This is a genomic window from Variovorax sp. GW823-FHT04B03, from assembly GCF_058796495.1.
Map to the genome: position 1 here is coordinate 419,723 of NZ_JBXAIT010000006.1, position 15,638 is coordinate 435,360.

The 15,638-nt window shown below is 68.5% G+C and carries 12 protein-coding genes and 3 tRNA genes; 10 read left to right on the forward strand and 5 right to left on the reverse strand.

Going from position 1 to position 15,638, the window contains the following annotated elements:
* Positions 1-66: 66 nt before the first annotated feature.
* The 3 genes from mutM (at position 67) to mutY (ending at position 4,034) form a co-directional block, all read left to right on the forward strand.
* Positions 67-882 carry a bifunctional DNA-formamidopyrimidine glycosylase/DNA-(apurinic or apyrimidinic site) lyase gene (gene mutM, locus AC1RAD_RS25940; RefSeq protein WP_354342281.1) on the forward strand — a complete coding sequence of 272 codons (816 nt, stop codon included), beginning with the start codon at positions 67-69 and terminating at the stop codon, positions 880-882.
* Positions 883-985: 103 nt separating this feature from the next.
* The gene (locus AC1RAD_RS25945; protein ID WP_492737972.1) at positions 986-2,959 is read left to right on the forward strand and encodes a dynamin family protein; all 1,974 of its coding nucleotides are present in this window, start codon (positions 986-988) and stop codon (positions 2,957-2,959) included.
* Between the two features lie 40 nt (positions 2,960-2,999).
* Positions 3,000-4,034, forward strand: coding sequence for an A/G-specific adenine glycosylase (gene mutY / locus AC1RAD_RS25950; RefSeq protein ID WP_492738099.1), 1,035 nt, complete (start codon positions 3,000-3,002; stop codon positions 4,032-4,034).
* 33 nt (positions 4,035-4,067) lie between these two features.
* Here the strand turns inward: mutY and rapZ are convergent, their stop codons facing one another.
* Genes rapZ through AC1RAD_RS25965 form a run of 3 tightly spaced genes read right to left on the reverse strand, consistent with a single transcriptional unit; the run spans position 4,068 to position 7,568 of the window.
* Positions 4,068-4,940 (reverse strand): RNase adapter RapZ, encoded by an 873-nt coding sequence (gene rapZ / locus AC1RAD_RS25955; RefSeq protein WP_062476353.1) that lies wholly within the window; start codon positions 4,938-4,940, stop codon positions 4,068-4,070.
* A gap of 2 nt (positions 4,941-4,942) precedes the next feature.
* The gene (gene recN / locus AC1RAD_RS25960; protein ID WP_492737973.1) at positions 4,943-6,625 is read right to left on the reverse strand and encodes a DNA repair protein RecN; all 1,683 of its coding nucleotides are present in this window, start codon (positions 6,623-6,625) and stop codon (positions 4,943-4,945) included.
* 37 nt (positions 6,626-6,662) lie between these two features.
* Positions 6,663-7,568: an NAD kinase gene (locus tag AC1RAD_RS25965; protein ID WP_062476290.1), complete on the reverse strand. Its 906-nt coding sequence runs from the start codon at positions 7,566-7,568 to the stop codon at positions 6,663-6,665.
* A 31-nt stretch (positions 7,569-7,599) separates the two neighbouring features.
* Here AC1RAD_RS25965 and hrcA point away from each other — a divergent pair, with 31 nt between their 5' ends.
* The 5 genes from hrcA to AC1RAD_RS25990 all read left to right on the forward strand — a co-directional run bounded on the left by hrcA (position 7,600) and on the right by AC1RAD_RS25990 (position 13,419).
* Positions 7,600-8,607: a heat-inducible transcriptional repressor HrcA gene (gene hrcA, locus AC1RAD_RS25970; RefSeq protein WP_062476292.1), complete on the forward strand. Its 1,008-nt coding sequence runs from the start codon at positions 7,600-7,602 to the stop codon at positions 8,605-8,607.
* A 35-nt stretch (positions 8,608-8,642) separates the two neighbouring features.
* A tRNA-Ile gene (locus tag AC1RAD_RS25975) sits at positions 8,643-8,719 on the forward strand.
* 229 nt (positions 8,720-8,948) lie between these two features.
* Entirely contained in the window at positions 8,949-10,106 is a 1,158-nt protein-coding gene (locus AC1RAD_RS25980; protein WP_492737974.1) for an efflux RND transporter periplasmic adaptor subunit, read from the forward strand.
* A 19-nt stretch (positions 10,107-10,125) separates the two neighbouring features.
* The gene (locus AC1RAD_RS25985) at positions 10,126-13,260 is read left to right on the forward strand and encodes an efflux RND transporter permease subunit (RefSeq protein WP_139702656.1); all 3,135 of its coding nucleotides are present in this window, start codon (positions 10,126-10,128) and stop codon (positions 13,258-13,260) included.
* Positions 13,261-13,342: 82 nt separating this feature from the next.
* Positions 13,343-13,419: transfer RNA gene (locus tag AC1RAD_RS25990), tRNA-Arg, on the forward strand.
* Between the two features lie 185 nt (positions 13,420-13,604).
* On the opposite strand, the gene AC1RAD_RS25995 is transcribed toward AC1RAD_RS25990, so the two are convergent.
* Positions 13,605-14,030 (reverse strand): HU family DNA-binding protein, encoded by a 426-nt coding sequence (locus AC1RAD_RS25995; protein WP_062476298.1) that lies wholly within the window; start codon positions 14,028-14,030, stop codon positions 13,605-13,607.
* A gap of 216 nt (positions 14,031-14,246) precedes the next feature.
* On the opposite strand from AC1RAD_RS25995, the gene AC1RAD_RS26000 reads away from it, so the two are divergent.
* A tRNA-Arg gene (locus tag AC1RAD_RS26000) sits at positions 14,247-14,323 on the forward strand.
* A 69-nt stretch (positions 14,324-14,392) separates the two neighbouring features.
* On the opposite strand, the gene AC1RAD_RS26005 is transcribed toward AC1RAD_RS26000, so the two are convergent.
* A complete protein-coding gene (locus AC1RAD_RS26005; protein WP_307637499.1) occupies positions 14,393-14,953 on the reverse strand; it encodes a thermonuclease family protein in 561 nt (186 codons plus the stop codon).
* Positions 14,954-15,051: 98 nt separating this feature from the next.
* On the opposite strand from AC1RAD_RS26005, the gene greB reads away from it, so the two are divergent.
* Entirely contained in the window at positions 15,052-15,633 is a 582-nt protein-coding gene (greB, locus tag AC1RAD_RS26010) for a transcription elongation factor GreB (protein WP_062476302.1), read from the forward strand.
* The last annotated feature ends 5 nt before the right edge of the window (positions 15,634-15,638 follow it).

The window sequence follows — 15,638 nt, forward strand, 5'->3', positions numbered from 1 at the left end:
CATAATAATCCAGCCATTTGAACGAGCGCCGCATGGGGCTTCGTCGCTGCCGGAGTTTTACTTTTCATGCCTGAACTACCCGAAGTCGAAGTCACCCGGCGCGGCTTTGCCGACCGCATCGCCGGCGCGCGCATCGAGTCCGTGCGCATCGGCAAGCCGCTGCGCTGGGCGCTGATGGTGGTGCCGCAGGCGCTGGTTGGGCGCCGCGTGCGCGAGGTGCGCCGCCGCGGCAAGTACCTGCTCATCGACCTGGACCGCGGGCTGCTGCTGCTGCACCTGGGCATGTCGGGCAGCCTGCGTTTCGACATCCATCTGCCCGAACCCGGCGTGCACGACCACTTCGACCTCGTCACCGAGCTTGGCACGCTGCGGCTGAACGACCCGCGCCGCTTCGGTGCCGTGGTCTACGTGGACGACGAAGAGGCGCCCTGGGCCCTCAAGCTGCTCGGCGGGCTGGGCATGGAGCCGCTGGGCGATGCCTTCGACCTCGACGCCTTCCATGCCGGGCTGAAGAAACGCCGCACGGCCATCAAGCAGGTGCTGCTCGCGGGCGACGTGGTGGTGGGCGTGGGCAACATCTACGCGTCGGAGGCGCTGTTCATGGCCGGCATCCGCCCGACCCTGTCGGCGGCGCGCATCAGCCGGCCGCGCGCGGCCAAGCTGCATGCGGCGGTGCGCGACATCCTGGCGCGGGCGGTGGAGAAGGGCGGCAGCACATTGCGCGACTTCTCGAACGTGGATGGGCAGAGCGGCTATTTCCAGCTCGAAGCGACCGTCTACGGCCGCGCGGGCGAGCCGTGCCGGGTGTGCGGCACGCCGATCCGGCTGTTGAAACAGGGGCAGCGCTCTACTTATTACTGTCCTCATTGCCAGAAATCCTAGGGACGGTGCGCCCGATGGCGGCTGCTTCGGGGCAAACTCCTGCCGGTACCCCGTTCGCCATGTGGCGATGTTATATTTGTAAATTCTTACTTACATCTTCCCCTTGAGCCGCTCTTTCAACCAACAGCTCGATCAGCATGGCGCCTGGCGGAGCAACTTCGCCCGCCGCCTTCAGTGGCTGTCCCGTTGGCTGACCGACAACGAGCTGCTCGACCAGGCCGTGGCCGAACGGCTGCGCGCCCTCGAAGACCAGATCCGCACCAGCAAGGTCATGGTGGCCTTCGTGGCCGAGTTCTCGCGCGGCAAGTCGGAGCTGATCAACGCGATCTTCTTCGCCGGCTACGGGCGACGGATCATGCCGGCCAGCGCCGGGCGCACCACGATGTGCCCGACCGAGCTGGGCTACGACGCCGCACTGGCGCCCAAGCTGCGCCTGCTGCCCATCGAAACCCGCCTGGAGCCGCATTCGCTCGCCCACTGGCGCGAGCGGCCCACGCGCTGGACCGAATTGCCCATCGAGGTGGGCGACGCCGAGCAACTGGCCCGGGCCATGGGCAAGGTGGCCGAAGTCCGCTGGGTGAGCAAGGACGAGGCCCGCGCGCTCGGCTTCTGGAACCCCGAGACGCCCGACGACAACCCGGTGCAGGACGCCGAAGGCCGCGTCGAGATTCCGCGCTGGCGCCACGCGGTGCTCAACATGCCGCACCCGCTGCTCGAGCAGGGGCTGGTGATCCTCGACACGCCCGGCCTGAACGCGATCGGCGCCGAGCCCGAACTCACCGTGAGCCTGATCCCGCAGGCGCATGCCGTTGTCTTCATCCTGGGCGCCGAAACCGGCGTGACCCGCTCCGACCTGTCCATCTGGCGCGAGCACCTGATCACCGGCGACGACAGCCACGACACGCGCTTCGTGGTGCTCAACAAGATCGACACGCTGTGGGACACGCTGAGCACCCCGACGCAGATCGCGCAGCAGATCGAACGCCAGCGCGAAGGCGCGGCCCGGCTGCTCGAAGTGCCGCTGGCGCAGGTGCTGCCGGTGTCCGCGCAGAAGGGCCTGCAGGCCAAGATCGGTCACGACGCGGCCCTGCTCGACGCCAGCCGGCTGCCGGCGCTCGAGGCGCTGCTCGGCGAAGGCGTGCTCGGCAAGCGAGAGACCATGCTGCGGCTCGCCGTCGATGCCGGCATGACCGCGCTGCGCACCGAGGCCGAGCGCCTGCTGAAGGTGCGCCAGCGCGACCTGTCGGAGCAGGCGCTGGAGCTGCAGGGCCTGCGCGGCAAGAACGTGTCGGTGATTCGCCACATGCGCGCGCGCATCGACCAGGAACACGCTGAATTCGAGGGCAGCAACACCCGCATCCTGGCGCTGCGCTCGGTGCAGGGCAAGCTGCTGCGCGAGGTGTACGCGGTGCTCGGGCGCACGGCGCTCAAGGCCGACATGGTCAAGCTGGCCGCGGCGCTCAAGCGCCCCGGCGTCAAGTTCAACGTGCGCAAGGTGTACGGCGAAACCTTCGATGCGCTGCGCAACAACCTGCGCGAAGTGCAGGCGACGACGGCCGAGATCCAGTCGATGCTGCACGCCACCTTCCGCCAGCTCAATGCCGAGCAGGGCTTCACGCTGCAGGCGCCGGCCGAGCCCGACCTGAGCGGCTTTGAGCAGGAGCTGGGCCAAATCGAGCGCAGCCACATCCACTACCTGGGCGTGGGCAACCTGATCAAGCTCGCGCAGGCCGACTTCTGCGACAAGCTGGTGCGTGCGCTGGCCAGCCGGTTGCGGCTTGTCAACGAAGCCGCCATGACCGAGGTCGAGCGCTGGAGCAAGGGCGCCAGCGCGCAGATCGATGCGCAGCTCAAGGAGCGCCGCCGCAATTTCAGCAAGCGCATCGAGGCGATCGAACGCATCCAGAATGCCGCGGGCAGCCTCGACGACCGGCTGGCCGAGATCGCCGCGCAAGAAAGCCACCTGGCCGCGCTGCAGGAGCGGCTGCACGAGTTCACCTCGCTGATCGCGCAGCACGGCAGCCAGCCGCCTGGCGCGGCCGCCGCCATCGCGGGCGAGCAACTGCGTGCGGCCTGAGCGCACCGCCGCGCGGGCGGCTGTTTCCACTTCCCCGTCGCTGCCTCCCGATTTCGCCGCACAGATCGTGCGCTGGCAGCGCAGCCACGGGCGCAGTGAGCTTCCGTGGCAGAACACGCGCGATCCGTACCGCGTCTGGCTCTCGGAAGTGATGCTCCAGCAGACCCAGGTCACGACCGTGTTGGGCTACTTCGCACGCTTTCTCGAACGTTTTCCCGACGTGGCGGCGCTGGCCGCCGGCACCGAGGACGAGGTGTTCGGCCTGTGGAGCGGGCTGGGCTACTACAGCCGCGCGCGCAACATGCATCGTTGCGCGCAGGAGGTGGTCGCGCGCTTCGGCGGCGCCTTTCCGCACACCGCCGCCGAACTCGTGACCCTGCCCGGCATCGGTCGTTCGACGGCGGCCGCCATCGCGGCCTTCTGTTTCGGCGAGCGCGTGGCCATCCTCGACGGCAACGTGAAGCGCGTGCTGACGCGCGTGCTCGGCTTCGACGGCGACATGTCGTCGGCGGCGCAGGAGCGCGCGCTGTGGGACCTCGCCACGCAACTGCTGCCGCCGGACGGCCAGCGCGAGGCGGTGGCGCACTACACGCAGGGCCTGATGGACCTGGGCGCCACGGTCTGCCTGCCGCGCAAGCCCAGCTGCATGATCTGCCCGGTGAACGCCAGCTGCGTGGGCCTGCGCCAGGGCACGCCCGAGCGCTACCCGGTGAAGACGCGCAAGCTCAAGCGCAGCGCCCAGTCGCTGTGGGTGCTGCTGGCGCGCGACGCGCAAGGGCGCGTGTGGCTGGAGAAGCGGCCCGCCAAGGGCATCTGGGCGGGGCTGCATTGCCTGCCGGTGTTCGACAGCCACGACGACCTGCTCGCGGCCCTGCCGTCGGGCGCGGCGCACGACACGCAGGAACTGCCGCCCTTCGTGCACGTGCTGACCCACAAGGACCTGCACCTGCACCCTGTGCTGCTGCAGGGCGTCCAGCCGCAAGGCGAGGGCGCGCGCTGGGTCGAGGCGCAGGAGTGGAGCCGGCTGGGGCTGCCTGCCCCGATGCGCAAGCTGCTGGAAACCGCCGAGGCCTGAACGGCTCCCGGCGGTAGGCCGGCTTCGCCGCCGTCAGGCGTCGAGTTCGCGGTGGCGCTTGAGCGCGCCCCAGCGGGCACCGAAGGCGCGTGCCAGTTGCTCGACCAGGAACACCGACCGGTGCTGCCCGCCCGTGCAGCCGATGGCCACCGTCACGTAGCTGCGGTGGTCGCGCGCCAGTGCGTCGAGCCAGTGCGTCAGGAACTGCTCGATGTCGTCGAACATGCGCGCCACATCGTCGTGCTCGCGCAGCCATTCGATCACCGGCTCGTCGCGGCCCGTCAGCGCACGCAGCGCCGGCACGTAGTGCGGGTTGGGCAGCATGCGCACGTCGAACACGTAGTCGGCATCGAGCGGCACGCCGCGCTTGAAGGCGAACGACTCGAACACCAGCGTCAGCGCGTTCTGCGGCGCCGAGATCAGCCCCTTGATGTAGCTCTGCAGCTGCGCGGGGCGGATGAGGCTGGTGTCGATCACGTCGGCGCCATCGCGCAGGTCGGCCAGCAGTTCGCGTTCGAGTTCGATGGCTTGCACCAGCACGCGGTGCTGTTCGGGCACATCGGTGCGGCTTTCCTGGCGCGAGAGCGGGTGGCGCCGGCGGGTTTCCGAATAGCGACGCAGCAGCGCGTCAGTGGTCGCGTCGAGGAACAGCGAGCGCAGCGAGACGCCGTCGGCGCGCAGCGCCTCGAGTTGCTGCGGCACGATCGGCAGCGACACGCCGCTGCGCACGTCCATCGCGATCGCCACGCGCGTGGCCTGCTGTTCGTGCTGCAGCGCGATGAAGGCCGTGAGCAGCTCGGGCGGCAGGTTGTCGACGCAGTAGTAGCCAGCGTCTTCCAGCGCGTGCAGCGCCACCGACTTGCCGGAGCCCGACATGCCGGTGATGAGGACGAGGTCGAGATTCATGTTCATGGGGCGGTCGCCGGCGTCTTGTGGCCCAGCATTTCGCGCGCGTGGGCCAGCGAGGTGGCCGACACCTTTTCGCCGCCCAGCATGCGGGCGATTTCGCGGGCGCGGTCGTCGGCGGCCAGGCGCGACACGCCGCTTTCGGTGCGCGGGCCGTCCGTGCCGGCCGCCGTCGTCTGGCGCTTGGCGACCACGAGGTGCTGGTCGGCACAGGCTGCCACCTGGGGAAGATGGGTCACGGCGAGCACCTGGCGGTCGCGGCCGAGTTGCTTCATGAGGCGGCCGACGGTTTCGGCCACCGCTCCGCCCACGCCTGCATCGACCTCGTCGAAGATCAGCGTCTGCGCGGCGCCCAGTTCGCTGGTCGTCACGGCGATGGCCAGCGCGATGCGAGAGAGCTCGCCGCCCGAGGCCACCTTGCCGATGGCGCGCGGCGTGCTGCCGGCGTGGCCGGCCACCAGGAACGAAATTTCTTCGAGGCCGGCGCGGCCGGGCTGTGCCAGCGGCTGCAGTTCGACGTCGAAACGCCCGCCCTGCATGCCCAGGCCCTGCATCGCCTGCGTGACGGCCTGCGCAAGGCGCGGCGCGGCCTGCTTGCGAATCTTGCCGAGGGCCTTGGCTTCCTTCATGTAGGCCTGCTGCGTGTTCTGCTCGGCGCGCTCCAGACCTTCGAGGTCGCTTTGCGCATCGAGCGCCTGCAGCTCTGCCTGCCAGCCGGCCAGCAGCACGGGCAGCTCGGCCGGCGTGCGCTTGTAGCGGCGCGCGAGCGACATCCACAGGCCCATGCGTTCATCGAGTTCGGCGAGGGTCTTGGGATCGGTGTCGGTGTCGCGCAGGTAGCCGTGCAGCGAGTGGGCCGCGTCCGAGGCCTGCGCCACGCAGGAGGCGAGCACCTCGCCCAGCGTGCGGAATTCAGGCTCGATGTGTTCGCAGTTCTGCAGCAGCGTCGCGGCGCGCGTGAGGGCGGCGAGGGCGCCGTTGTCGTCGTCTTCGAGCGCCTGGCTCGCGCCCTGGGCGGCGTCGATGAGGGCCTGCGCGTTCGAGATGCGCGAATGGTGGGTCGAGAGCTCGTCCCACTCGTCGGCGCCCGGCGCGAGCTTGGCGACTTCGGAAATCTGCCACTGCAGCCGCTCGCGCTCGCGCTGCAGCGAGTCTTGCGCCGAGCGTGCGTGGTCGAGCGCCGAGAGCGCCTGGCGCCAGCTCTGCCAGGCGGCGTCGAGCGCGTCGGTGCGCGCGCCGGCGTAGGCGTCGAGCAGGCCGCGCACGGCCTCGGGGCGGGTCAGGCTCTGCCAGGCGTGCTGGCCGTGGATGTCGAGCAGGCGGTCGCCCAGTTCGCGCAATTGCGTGGCGGTGGCGGGGCTGCCGTTGATCCAGCCGCGGCTGCGTCCCTGCAGGTCGACCGTGCGGCGCAGCAGCAGGCCGTCGCCCGCCTCGAAGCCGCCTTCGTCGAGCCAGCCGGCCAAGGCCGGGTCGGCGTCGAACTCGGCGCTCACGTCGAGCCGCTCGGCGCCTTCGCGCACGGCGCCGGCGTCGGCGCGGTTGCCCAGCGCCAGCTGCAGTGCGTCGATCAGGATGGACTTGCCGGCGCCGGTTTCCCCGGTCAGCACCGTGAAGCCGGCGGACAGGTCGAGTTCAAGGGACCGCACGATCACGAAGTCGCGCAGTGCGATGCGTCGCAAAGCCATCTCAGTTCGTCCTCAAGCTGGGGGCGTGGTCCTTCATTCAGGAGCCCCCTTCGTTCCAATGGAGTTTTTTCCGCAGCGTGTCGAAGTAGCTCCAGCCGCGCGGGTGCAGGAAGCGCACCCGGAAGTCGGAGCGGCGCACCACCACGCGGTCGCCGATGGCGAGCGAGGCGAGCGACTGCATGTCGAAATTGGCGCTGGCGTCGCGACCGCTCACCAGCTCGATCACGATCTCGTCGGCGTCGGGCAGCAGCACGGGGCGGTTGGACAGCGTGTGCGGCGCGATCGGCACCATCACCCAGCCCGGCACCGCCGGATGCAGCAGCGGCCCGCCGGCCGACAGCGCGTAGGCCGTCGAGCCCGTGGGCGAGGCGATGATCAGCCCGTCGGCGCGCTGGTTGGCCACGAAATGGCGGCCCACCGACACGCGCATCTCGACCATGCCCGAGGTGGCGCCGCGGTTGACCACCACGTCGTTCATCGCGAGCGCGTCGAACACCACGGCCTCGTCGCGGAGCACCTGCGCATGCATCAGGCTGCGGTGGTCTTCTTCGTATTCGCCGGCCAGCATCGGGATCAGCGTGGCCTGGTAGTTGTCCAGCGGGATGTCGGTGATGAAGCCGAGCCGCCCGCGGTTGATGCCGATGAGCGGGATGCCGTAGCACGCGAGCTGCCGGCCGATGCCGAGCATGGTGCCGTCACCGCCGACCACGAGGCCGAGGTCGCAGCGCTGGCCGATTTCCTCGACCGACAGCGCCTGGTAGCGCGGGTGCGGCGGGGCGTCGGTGTCCTCGCAGGACGAACGCTCCACGAACACCGTGCAACCCTGCGATTCGAGGAAGGCGCCGATGCCTTCCATCACGCCGTCGCGTGCATCGGCTTGCGCCCGGGCGCCGGAAGCCTGGTATTTGCCGATCAGGGCGACGTGACGAAAGCGTGAGGTCATAGCTCACAAATTACAACACTAAAATCTTGCAATGCTGGACGACCGTGCCAAGTTGCTGTTGAAGACGCTGGTCGAGCGTTACATCGCCGATGGGCAACCCGTCGGATCGCGCACGCTCTCGCGTTCGGCAGGGCTGGATCTCTCGCCTGCGACCATCCGCAACGTCATGTCCGACCTCGAGGCGCTGGGGCTCATCGCCAGCCCCCACACCTCGGCCGGACGCGTGCCGACCACGCGCGGCTACCGGCTCTTCGTCGACACCATGCTGACCGCGCAGCGCGAGCAGATGAGCACGCCGAGCCTGGCGGCCGACCAGCCGCAGAAGGTGATCGCCAACGCCGCGCACCTGCTGTCGAACCTGTCGCAGTTCGTGGGCGTCGTGATGGCGCCGCGGCGCGTCTCGGTGTTCAAGCAGATCGAATTCTTGCGCCTGTCGGAGCGGCGGCTGCTGGTGATCATCGTGTCGCCCGATGGCGACGTGCAGAACCGCGTGATCTTCCCCGAGTCCGACTACTCGCAGTCGCAGCTGGTGGAAGCCTCGAACTACATCAACGCGCATTTCGCGGGCCTGACGATCGAGCAGGTGCGCGACCGGCTGCAGTCCGAGGTCGAGAAGCTGCGCGGTGAAATCGCCGCGCTGATGCAGGCCGCGGTGCAGGTCAGCTCCGAAGTGCTCACCGATGCGCAGGCCGATGACGTCGTGATTTCGGGCGAGCGCAACCTGCTGTCGGTGACCGATTTTTCCAGCGACATGGGGCAGCTGCGGCGCGCGTTCGACCTCTTCGAGGAGAAGGCGCAGCTGATGCGGCTGCTCGACGTGTCGAGCAAGGCCGAGGGCGTGCGCATCTTCATCGGCGGCGAAAGCCAGGTCGTGCCGTTCGAGGAGCTGTCCATCGTCAGCGCCAACTACGAGGTCGACGGCCAGGTGGTGGGTACGCTGGGCGTGATCGGCCCGACGCGCATGCCGTACGACCGCATGATCCAGATCGTGGACATCACGTCGCGGCTGGTGAGTAACGCGCTGAGCCACCGCAAGTAAGCGGCCGCGCGCGGCGCATAGAATCGGGCCCGCGTGGGCCGTTAGCTCAGTTGGTTAGAGCAGCGGACTCATAATCCGTTGGTCGAGTGTTCAAGCCACTCACGGCCTACCACCACACATTCCCCCTCTGTAGACACCCCGACGAAGGCCGCATTGCGCGGCCTTTTTCTTTGTCGGTGTCGTGGGCAGGTGAGGCTCCCGGCCGCCGCCGATTTCACCTACGGCAAACACAGGATTCCTTCAGGTTGCAATGCAACATCGAAGGCAGAATGCACCATTTGAGTGCAAATGTAACGAGCCGGGTGATCCCTGCGCACGCCGCACTGCGATTCCCGATGGCCATGACCCCGCTTTTCAAGCTCCTGCTTCCGATGTCCCTGCTCGCGCTCGCTGCATGCGGCGCCAAGCAGGCTTCCACCACCGATGACGCGCCGCCCGAAGTCGGCGTGGTGGCGCTGCACGCCAGCGACGTGGCTGTGCACACCGAGCTCGCGGGCCGCACGGCCGCCTACCGCGTCTCCGAGGTGAGGCCACAGGTCAACGGCATCGTGCGCAAGCGGCTGTTCGAAGAGGGCGGCATGGTCCGCGCGGGCCAGGTGCTGTACGAGATCGAGCCCGGCCCGTTCGAGGCCGCGCACGAGCAGGCGCAGGCCACGCTGGCCACCTCGCAGGCCACCATCGCCAGCCTGCGCGGCAAGGCCGATCGCTTTGGCGAACTGGTCAAGGCCAATGCCGTGAGCAGGCAGGAACACGAAGAGGCGCAGGCGACGCTGGTGCAGGCGCAAGCCGGCGTGACGGCCGCGCAGGCGGCCGTGAAGGCGGCGCGCATCAACCTCGACTTCACGCGCATCACCGCGCCCATCGCGGGACGCATCGGCCGCTCCGCCGTGACTGAAGGCGCGCTCGTGGCGCCGGGCCAGGCGATGGCGCTGGCCACGATCCAGCGGCTCGACCCGATCTATGTCGACGTGGTGCAGTCGAGCCTGGAACTGACGAAGCTCAAGCGTCGCTTCATCTCGGGCGACATGGCGCCCGCCAGCACCCAGGTCCGCCTGCGCATGGAAGACGGCCTGCCTTACCCGCATGCCGGCACGCTGAAGTTCTCTGAAGTGGCCGTCGACGAGGCCACCGGCTCGGTCACGTTGCGCGCGGAATTCCCGAACCCGCAAGGGCTGCTGCTGCCCGGCATGTACGTGCGCGCGCAGGTCGAGTCTGGCGTGGAGCGCCAGGCCATCCTGGCGCCGCAGCGCGGCGTGGCCCGCAACGAGAAGGGCGAGCCGACCGCGCTGGTGGTGGCGGCCGACAACAAGGTCGAGCTGCGCGCGCTCGAAGTGCGCAGCACCGAGGGCGAGCACTGGGTCGTGACCCGGGGCCTGCGCGAGGGCGACCGCCTGGTGGTCGACGGCCTGCAGCGCGCGCGCCCCGGCGAAAAAGTGAAGCCGGTGCCGGTGTCCACGGCGGGCGCATCGTCCGCCGCCGCGCCTTCCCCGGCCGATTGACGAGAAATCGCAACCTCCCGTGATCGCTCATTTCTTCATCCAGCGGCCCGTCTTCGCCTGGGTCATTGCCATCCTCATCATGCTGGCCGGCGGCGTGGCCATTCGCACGCTGCCGGTGTCGCAGTACCCGGACATCGCGCCGCCGACCGTGGTCGTGTCGGCCAACTACCCCGGCGCCTCGGCGCAGGCGGTGGAAAACAGCGTCACGCAGGTGCTCGAGCAGCAGCTCAAGGGCATCGACGGCCTGATGTATTTCAAGTCGACCAGCAGCGCCGCCGGCTGGGCCGAGATCAACGTCACCTTCCGCCAGGGCATCGACCCCGACACCGCGCAGGTGCAGGTGCAGAACAAGGTCAGCCAGGCCACCAGCCGGCTGCCGCAGGCGGTGCAGCAGCAGGGCGTGACGGTCGCGAAGTCGCAGAACAACTTCCTGCTGATCGTGGCGCTCTACGACGAGACCGGCCAGCGCACCGACACCGACATCGCCGACTGGATGGCCAGCAACCTGCGCGACCCGATCAGCCGCGTCGACGGCGTGGGCTCGGTGCAGGCCTTCGGCGCGGCGTACGCCATGCGCATCTGGCTCGACCCGCACCGGTTGGCCAGCTACCAGCTGATGCCGTCCGACGTCACGGCCGCCATCACCGCGCAGAACACGCAGGTGTCGGTGGGCGAGATCGGCGCGCGGCCGTCGGCGCCGACGCAGCACCTGAACGCCACTGTCACCGCGATGTCGCGGCTGCAGACGCCCGACCAGTTCAAGGCCATCGTGCTCAAGACGCAGGCCGACGGCGCCGTGGTGCGGCTGGGCGACGTGGCGCGCGTGGAGATCGGCAGCGAGTCGTATGCCGAGACCACACGCCTGAACGGGCACCCGGCCGCGGGCTCGGCCGTGATGCTGGCGCCCGGCGCCAACGCGCTGACCACCGCCCGCGCGGTGAAGGCGCGCATCGCCGAGCTCGAGCGCTCGCTGCCTGCGGGCCTGCGCGTGGCCTACGCGGAAGACACGACCCGCTTCGTCAAGATCTCGATCCAGTCGGTCATCCGGACGCTGCTGGAGGCCATCGCGCTGGTGGTGGTCGTGATGTTCCTCTTCCTGCAGAACTGGCGCGCCACGGTGATCCCCGCGATCACCGTGCCGGTGGTGCTGCTGGGCACCTTCGGCGTGCTGGCGGCCTTCGGCTATTCGATCAACGTGCTCACGCTGTTCGGCATGGTGCTGGCCATCGGCCTGCTGGTGGACGACGCCATCGTGGTGGTGGAGAACGTCGAGCGCGTCATGCACGAAGAGGGGCTCGATGCGAAGGCCGCCACGATCAAATCGATGAAGGAGATCACCGGCGCGCTGGTCGGCATCGCGGTGGTGGTATCGGCGGTGTTCCTGCCCATGGCCTTCTTCGGCGGCTCGGTGGGCGTGATCTACCGGCAGTTCTCGGTGACCATCATCGCGTCGATGGTGCTGTCGGTGGTGGTGGCCATCGTGCTCATCCCGGCGCTGTGCGCGCGCTTCCTGAAGGCCGGTGTGCCGCCGCGCACGCGCGGCTTCCTGGGCGCCTTCAACCGCCGCTTCGACGCCGCGCAGGGTCGCTACGTGGGCGTGCTGGGCCGCATCCTGCGCAAGCCGCTGCGCTTCACGGCCGTGTACGTCGCCATCGTGGCCGGCATGGGCCTGCTGTACCTGAGCCTGCCCGGCGGCTTCCTGCCGGAAGAGGACCAGGGCAGCGTGATGGTGATCGCGACGCTGCCGGCCGGCGCCACCTCGGGCCGCACCGACGAAGTGAACCGCGCCATCGAAAAGCATTTTCTCGAGACCGAGAAGGACACGACCGACACCATCTTCACGCTCACCGGCTGGAGCTACAGCGGCTCGGGGCAGAACATGGGCATGGCGTTTGTCTCGCTGAAGGACTGGTCCGAACGCGCCAGCGCCGACAAGCGTGCGCACGCCATCGTCGAGCGTGCCGGCAAGGCGCTGGCCAAGCAGCAGCGCGACGCCGAGGTCTTCGGCATGGTGCCGCCGCCCATCGAAGGGCTGGGCGAATCGAACGGCTTCGAGTTCTGGCTGCAGGACACCTCGGGCATGGGCGCCGAGCGGCTGTTGCAGGCACGCGAAAAACTGGTGCGCGAGGCCAACAAGGACCCGCGCCTGCAGTCGGTGCGCGCCAACAGCGTGGCGGGCACGCCGCAGCTGCAGGTCGACATCGACCAGCTGAAGGCCTCGGCCCTGCGGCTGTCGCTGGACGACGTGAACACCACGCTGGGCATTGCCTGGGGCGGCAGCTACGTCAACGACTTCATCGACCGCGGCCGCGTGAAGCGCGTGTACGTGCAGGCTGATGCACCGTACCGCTCGGCGCCGGACGACATCGGCCAGTGGTTCGTGCGCGGCAGCACGGGCGCGATGACGCCGTTCTCGGCCTTCGCCACCACGCGCTGGTCGCAGGGCGCGTCGCAGCTCGAGCGCTACAACGGCCTGCCCGCGGTGCAGATCCAGGGCGCGGCCGCGCAGGGCACCAGCTCGGGCACGGCCATGGCGGCCATCGAGACCCTCGCGAAGAAGCAGAGCGGCACGGGCCAGGCCTGGAGCGGCCTGTCGTACCAGGAGCGGCTGTCGGGCGGGCAGGCGCCGCTGCTGTTCGCGCTGTCGATCCTCGTGGTCTTCCTGTGCCTGGCGGCGCTGTACGAGAGCTGGTCGGTGCCGGTGTCGGTGATGCTGGTGATTCCGCTGGGCGTGCTCGGCGCGGTGATCGCGGCAGCGCTGCGCGGGCTGTCGAACGACATCTACTTCCAGGTCGGCCTGCTCGCGACCATCGGGCTGTCGGCCAAGAACGCGATCCTGATCATCGAGTTCGCGGAGGCCGCGCTGCGCCGTGGCGTGCCGCTGCTCGAAGCGGTGGCCGAAGGCGCGCGCCTGCGGCTGCGGCCGATCCTGATGACCTCTCTGGCCTTCCTGGCGGGCGTGATCCCGCTGGCCGTGGCCACCGGCGCGGGCTCGGGCAGCCAGGTCGCGATCGGCACCGGCGTGTTCGGCGGCGTGCTCGCGGCGACGGCACTGGGCATCTTCTTCGTGCCGCTGTTCTACCTGCTGGTGAAGCGCGTGGCCGCAAGGTTGATGGGGCGCAAGGCGCAGGAGGGCGGCGAACAGGTGGCCTGAGGCCGTCGCATCACAAGGCCGTGAAGCTTTTTTGAAGGCCTCGCCGGAACAGCGCTTTCGGCGGGGTAGAATTCAAGGCTGCGCGGCTGTAGCTCAGTTGGATAGAGTACTTGGCTACGAACCAAGGGGTCGTGGGTTCAATTCCTGCCAGCCGCACCATCTCTCGAATAGCCTGGAAGAGTTTCTCTTCCAGGCTATTTTCGTTTGGGGCCCTCGCACAGAGGGTTTTGCTGCCCGCATTCGCTGCGCGGCAAGCGCCCACAAAAAAGCCGCCCGAGGGCGGCTTTTTGACGTCGATACGGACAGCTGCCAGGCCGGGCCTGCGCAGCGTCGCACCATGCGTCTTACTTCTTCTTGGCGACGGCCTTCTTGGCGGGAGCCTTGGCGACGACTGCCTTCGTGACAGCAGCCTTGGTGACGGCGGCCTTCTTCGGAGCGGCGGCCTTCTTGGCAGCGGGTGCAGCAGCGGCCTTTTCAGCCTTGCGCTTGGCGGCCTTGGGGTCGATGGCGGCCTTGAAGGCAGCGCCGGCGACGAACTTCGGCACCTTGGTGGCGGCGATCTTGATCTTGGTGCCGGCCTGGGGGTTGAAGCCCGAGCGTGCAGCGCGTGCGACTTGCTTGAAAGTACCGAAGCCGACCAGCTGGACCGAATCGCCCTTCTTCACGGCAGCGACGACGCTGCTGGTGATCGTTTCGAGGACGCGTGCGGCCTCGGCCTTGCTCAGGTTGTGGGTGGTGGCGATCTTCTCGACCAGTTCGATGCGGTTCATTCAGTATTCCTTGGATGGTATGGCGCCGTGTTGCCTACGGCGGCCCAGGCTTATTCCGGGCGGGGCGGAGTGTACCGGGTCGGAAGGGTCACTTTGGAGCGGCGCGGGCCGGATGCGTTGCAACAAGCCCCATTGCGGGCGGCCGTTGTCCGTATTTTCAGCTTTCGATCACAAAGGTTGGGACGGGCGAAAAAACACGCTATAATCGAAAGCTGTGCGGCTGTAGCTCAGTTGGATAGAGTACTTGGCTACGAACCAAGGGGTCGTGGGTTCAATTCCTGCCAGCCGCACCACTCTTCAAGGGTTAGCTCGTTTTTCGAGCTAACCCTTTTTCTTTGGCCGGTCATTGCACCGTGCCCGCATCAAGGACGCGCCGGTCGCACGTCCTTCCAGAGGCCGGCCCGCTTGGCCCTGGCTTCTTCCTCCGCGAATTCATACTGCCCGCGCTCCTGGGGCGACAGGCGTTGCGCCTGTGCGGGCTGCCAGCGCGCCAATCCGACGGTCAGCAATGCCAAGCCTGCGTCGAGCGTCCTCGGGCCGTTGGGTGCCGAGTCCGGCGTCACCATCACGCGGCAGATGCGCTCGCGGGCATGGGATGTGGACGCGTCGCAGTCGACGTTCGCTGGCTTCAGGCGGACCATGTCGTGCATCTTCTGTCGGGCCTGCTCGGCGAAGGGCTGCCCCGGCTTTGGCGCCTCGATGCCCTGCAGGCGCACGCGGCGCCACGCACTGGCGCTGGCCGCGTCGCCGCAGCGGGCGGTGAGGGTGTCGCCGCTGTGGATGCTCACGACGAAGCAGGTCTGCGTCCTGGCGTGGGTGTCCACGGGAAGAAAGCCCAGTGCGGCAGCAAGGACCGCGAGAGCGTACAAATGAAGCCCCGCCGAGACATGGCGACGGTATGGGAAATGTCCGGTGGCGATCACGGGGGCTCCTGTCTCCTGGGCATTGCGGTTGCGGCAAACTCACCGGCTTGTAGGGCGCGGCAAGGGCGCCCAGTATTTCCGATTTGAAGGGCTCTGCATTGAACAAGGCATTCACCAAGGAGTCGGACGCCGATGCGGACGACGACGATGACGGCGCAGGCGGCGCCGCACCCGCGCTGCCGGCGGGCAGCAAGAACTACATCACGCCCGAGGGCTACGCGCGCCTGCGCGACGAACTGCTGCAGCTGATGGACGAGGAGCGCCCCAAGGTCGTCGAGGCCGTGCACTGGGCCGCGAAGAACGGTGACCGCTCCGAGAACGGCGACTACCTCTACGGCAAGAAGCGCCTGCGCGAGATCGACCGGCGCATCCGTTTCCTCGGCAAGCGGCTCGAGATCGCGGAGATCACCGATCCGTCGGTGCACCATGGCCGCGACCAGGTCTTCTTCGGCGCCACGGTCCGCTACGCCGACGAAACCGGCGAGGAGCGCAGCGTCACGATCCTCGGCATCGACGAGGCCGAGAGCGCCAAGTCGGAGGTCAGCTGGATTTCACCGATCGCGCGTGCGCTGCTGAAAGCGCGCGAAGGCGACGTGGTGAAGCTCGTGACGCCCGGCGGGGCGCACGAGGTGGAGATTCTGTCGGTGAGCTATCCGGCGCCGCGCACGCCGGCGAACTGACGGGC

Coding starts and splice junctions, on each gene's coding strand:
- mutM (WP_354342281.1), top strand. CDS start 67: ATGCCTGAACTACCCGAAGTCGAAGTCACCCGGCGCGGCTTTGCCGAC.
- rapZ (WP_062476353.1), bottom strand. CDS start 4,940: ATGAATCTCGACCTCGTCCTCATCACCGGCATGTCGGGCTCCGGCAAG.
- recN (WP_492737973.1), bottom strand. CDS start 6,625: ATGGCTTTGCGACGCATCGCACTGCGCGACTTCGTGATCGTGCGGTCC.
- AC1RAD_RS25965 (WP_062476290.1), bottom strand. CDS start 7,568: ATGACCTCACGCTTTCGTCACGTCGCCCTGATCGGCAAATACCAGGCT.
- AC1RAD_RS25995 (WP_062476298.1), bottom strand. CDS start 14,030: ATGAACCGCATCGAACTGGTCGAGAAGATCGCCACCACCCACAACCTG.
- hrcA (WP_062476292.1), top strand. CDS start 7,600: ATGCTGGACGACCGTGCCAAGTTGCTGTTGAAGACGCTGGTCGAGCGT.
- AC1RAD_RS25980 (WP_492737974.1), top strand. CDS start 8,949: ATGACCCCGCTTTTCAAGCTCCTGCTTCCGATGTCCCTGCTCGCGCTC.